General features: G+C 58.9%; 3 protein-coding genes and 2 pseudogenes. 4 read left to right on the forward strand and 1 reads right to left on the reverse strand.

Translation table 11 applies throughout. The features are described from left to right. The first annotated feature begins 9 nt into the window (after nt 1-9). A complete protein-coding gene (locus DK391_RS45125; protein ID WP_239483111.1) occupies nt 10-477 on the forward strand; it encodes a hypothetical protein in 468 nt (155 codons plus the stop codon). 350 nt (nt 478-827) lie between these two features. Here DK391_RS45125 and DK391_RS42635 read toward each other — a convergent pair whose 3' ends face one another. Beyond that, entirely contained in the window at nt 828-1178 is a 351-nt protein-coding gene (locus tag DK391_RS42635) for a hypothetical protein (protein WP_109484028.1), read from the reverse strand. Nucleotides 1179-1438: 260 nt separating this feature from the next. On the opposite strand from DK391_RS42635, the pseudogene DK391_RS42640 reads away from it, so the two are divergent. From DK391_RS42640 to DK391_RS42650, 3 genes and pseudogenes are all read left to right on the forward strand, one after another. Then, nucleotides 1439-2035, forward strand: a pseudogene (locus tag DK391_RS42640) (IS607 family transposase). Continuing rightward, entirely contained in the window at nt 2035-2511 is a 477-nt protein-coding gene (locus DK391_RS42645) for a hypothetical protein (RefSeq protein ID WP_109484029.1), read from the forward strand. Before DK391_RS42640 ends, DK391_RS42645 begins: the two are co-directional and overlap by 1 nt. Nucleotides 2512-2609: 98 nt before the next feature. Then, nucleotides 2610-2935, forward strand: a pseudogene (locus DK391_RS42650) (transposase); the annotation flags it as partial.

Here is a 2935-nt window from a genome sequence, read left to right on the forward strand (position 1 = left end):
CCGCAGACGATCCCGAACAAGGGCCATGACGTCATATCCGGCGCGCTAACCCCCCCGCCCCCGCCGCCCCCTGTTGTCGTTGAAGATGCTTATCAACCTTTACCGACTGATAACTTTGTCGCTGTCGTGGCCGAGCGCGACGTAACGATTGTCGGCGGAGATACTTACATCTGGGTGGTGGGACCCGATGGTCAGCGCCATCGCCACTTTTATGCTCACGGCGATCACCGCGCAGAGGTATTTCACCGACAGGAAGAATTGCATCGTGTGATGGCGAACCACGGCGGCCATCTACCGGATCATCCGGTCGTTGCGCATCCGCCGCTTGGGCATCCAGGCGGACCATCACCAACGGTTGCTGCTGCTCACGGTGCGCCCAAGCCCGGTGCCGGTCCAACCCCTATCGCCCACGCGGTGATTCCAAACAAGCCAGGACCGGCGGCAAAGCCAGCTCCCAAGGATCCGAAGAAGTCTTGATCGCGTGTTCGCACCAGATGCCGATGCACAGCGCGATTAAGATCTGCTCAACGTCACCAGGTCCGTTCCCGGCCTGAGACGGTTCCGATAGTCTCGGGATGCCTAGCGTCCCGAGATACGGGAAATCTCCCAAACCGTCCTGCTAACGGTGCCCTGAGATGAGCGTCGTGAGGAACCTGATGTACTGACGCAGCTCCCGAATGACTTGTGCCGCGTTAGTCACAACCATGCTGGTTCGACCGTGTTGTATCGCCTCGTGCTGCTCCCGAAAAACCTCACCGTTTCAGGTGAAGTCCGGGGTCCCGGCAGATATACGCAAAACCAAGATCGTCATGCCACGCGTCATCCACCTATCGGATGAATAGTTTGCCCATTGCGATGTCATGCGCTTTCATCAGCACAGAGGCCTGTGCAGGGCTGGAATGAGCAAGGACGCCAGCTCTCAACTTGAGATGCCCGAGGAATCGAAGCTTGTTCGCTTCAGGGGTACCGTAGTACCTGATATCGAAGTCTGTAAATGCCGTGTCGACTACCCGTTGGATCTTCCCTGCTACGGCGTCGCCTCTCATACTTTGCTCGCCCAACGCGACAACCTTGTCGAGGTAGTGAGTGACGATGCCTTCATCCGAGTTTTGCACATCTTTCTCCGGTTCGATTTCTTGGTAGGAGTTTCGGCGAGGCGCTAGTGACTCACCATCCATGACTGACTCCGTTCACGATATATCCGACGAGGTTCGCCACTTTAATTTGCATATGCAACAACTCGCCATCCGAAAGATTACCTTCACTTTGACCAGGCACGACGCGACCGGCGCTGAATAACACTATTGCAAAATCTGGTACTGAAGCGCGGCCACTTCATCTGCTACCGGGTTTCTAGCAGTAATCGTTGAATCTGCAAAAACCTGAACATCTCGTTTAAAAAGGGGAACTACACCCGATATCACACGGGAGATATCGGATGCGACTCTTATCAATTGGCGAGGCAGCAACGCAGCTGGGCGTTGCAGTAGGTACGCTGCGATGCTGACATCGGCAGGGACTGTTCTTGCCTTCCTGCCGAACCATGGGTGGGCACCGCCGGTATCAGCATGACACGGCACGGGCTGCGGCTGGTGCGGCTCCTGCTGCAACGGGCAAGACGGTTTGTTACGCGCGCGTTTCATCGCACGACCAGGCTGGGCAGCTATTGACACAGGTCTCGCGGCTGCAGAAGCACTGCGTCGAAGCTGGCTTCGCCGATATCGAAGTCATTTCCGACCTCGGCAGCGGCCTGAACTACCGTAAGAAAGGGCTGCAGCGATTGCTTCTCGATATTCTTCGCGGACGCGTCGCCCGGCTCGTGCTGGTCACGAAGGACCGCCTGTTGCGTTTCGGTAGTGAATTGCTGTTCCGTATCTGCGAATTGTTTCGCGTCGAGGTTGTGGGTCTGGACGCCGCACCCGATGCCAGCCGCGAGCAGCAGCTTACGGAAGACCTTGTCGAAATCCTGACGGTCTTCTCGTCGCGCCTGTACGGCTCGCGCAGCCGCAAGAACGCGCGTGCGCTGGCCGCCTGATGCAGTCGACCACGCAGACCCGGCTGCGCCTGTCATCGCACGACGCACGCACCCTCGATGAGATGGCTGCGTTATACGGCACGATGAAGCGCAAGCTCTACGCGCGCATCGCTGCAAACGGCGGCAAGACCAAGTCACACAAGACGGCGTTCTGCCGGGAGCACGGCATCTCCGCCCGGATGTTCAATGCGATAGCGATCGACCTGCAGGGGCTGCTGGATGGTACGCACGAGTTGATGGTCTCGGAGCGCAAGGACCTGCTCAGGGCAATACGTAATCAGCAGCGCCAGCTCGACACCCGACGGGCGCGTCTTGACGAGACACAGGATGTGGCGACGATCATTACCAGTTCAAGGTGTGAGTGCCGGACTGCCTGCGCAAGAAGGGCGAGCGCAAATACCTCATCATCAGCGATGTGGTATTCAATCACAACCGCCCCGCGCCGGATGAGGCGCTGGCCACGAATGTCGCCCTGACCTGGCGACTGCACTAGGACGGGCGTCACTGGCGCGCATTGGTTTCGTTCAACCACGCGCCTGGCCGACGGGGCACGCTCGACGCACAGCACGGTGCGGTGGGACTCGACTTCAATGTGGACCACCTGGCCGTCACCGAGACCGACCCGTTTGGTAACCTGTTGCGCACCAGGCGCTTCGTGTTGCTTCGTGAAGATGCCACCTCGGGCCAGCGTGAGGCCGTGCTGTCCGATGCGCTGTCGGCGGCGGTGGCGTGGGCGAAGGACGAACTCAAACCCATCGTCGCAGAAGATCTGGACTTCATGGCGAAGAAGAAGACGATGGCACAGCTCGGCCCGAAGGGCGCTCGGATGCTTTCGGGGCTGCTCTACGCGAAATACCGGCAACTGCTTGAAGCGAAGTGCTTTCGGGCAGGTGTCGAACT

Origin of the sequence: Paraburkholderia sp. C35 (genome assembly GCF_003121405.1) — a bacterium.
GTDB lineage: Bacteria > Pseudomonadota > Gammaproteobacteria > Burkholderiales > Burkholderiaceae > Paraburkholderia.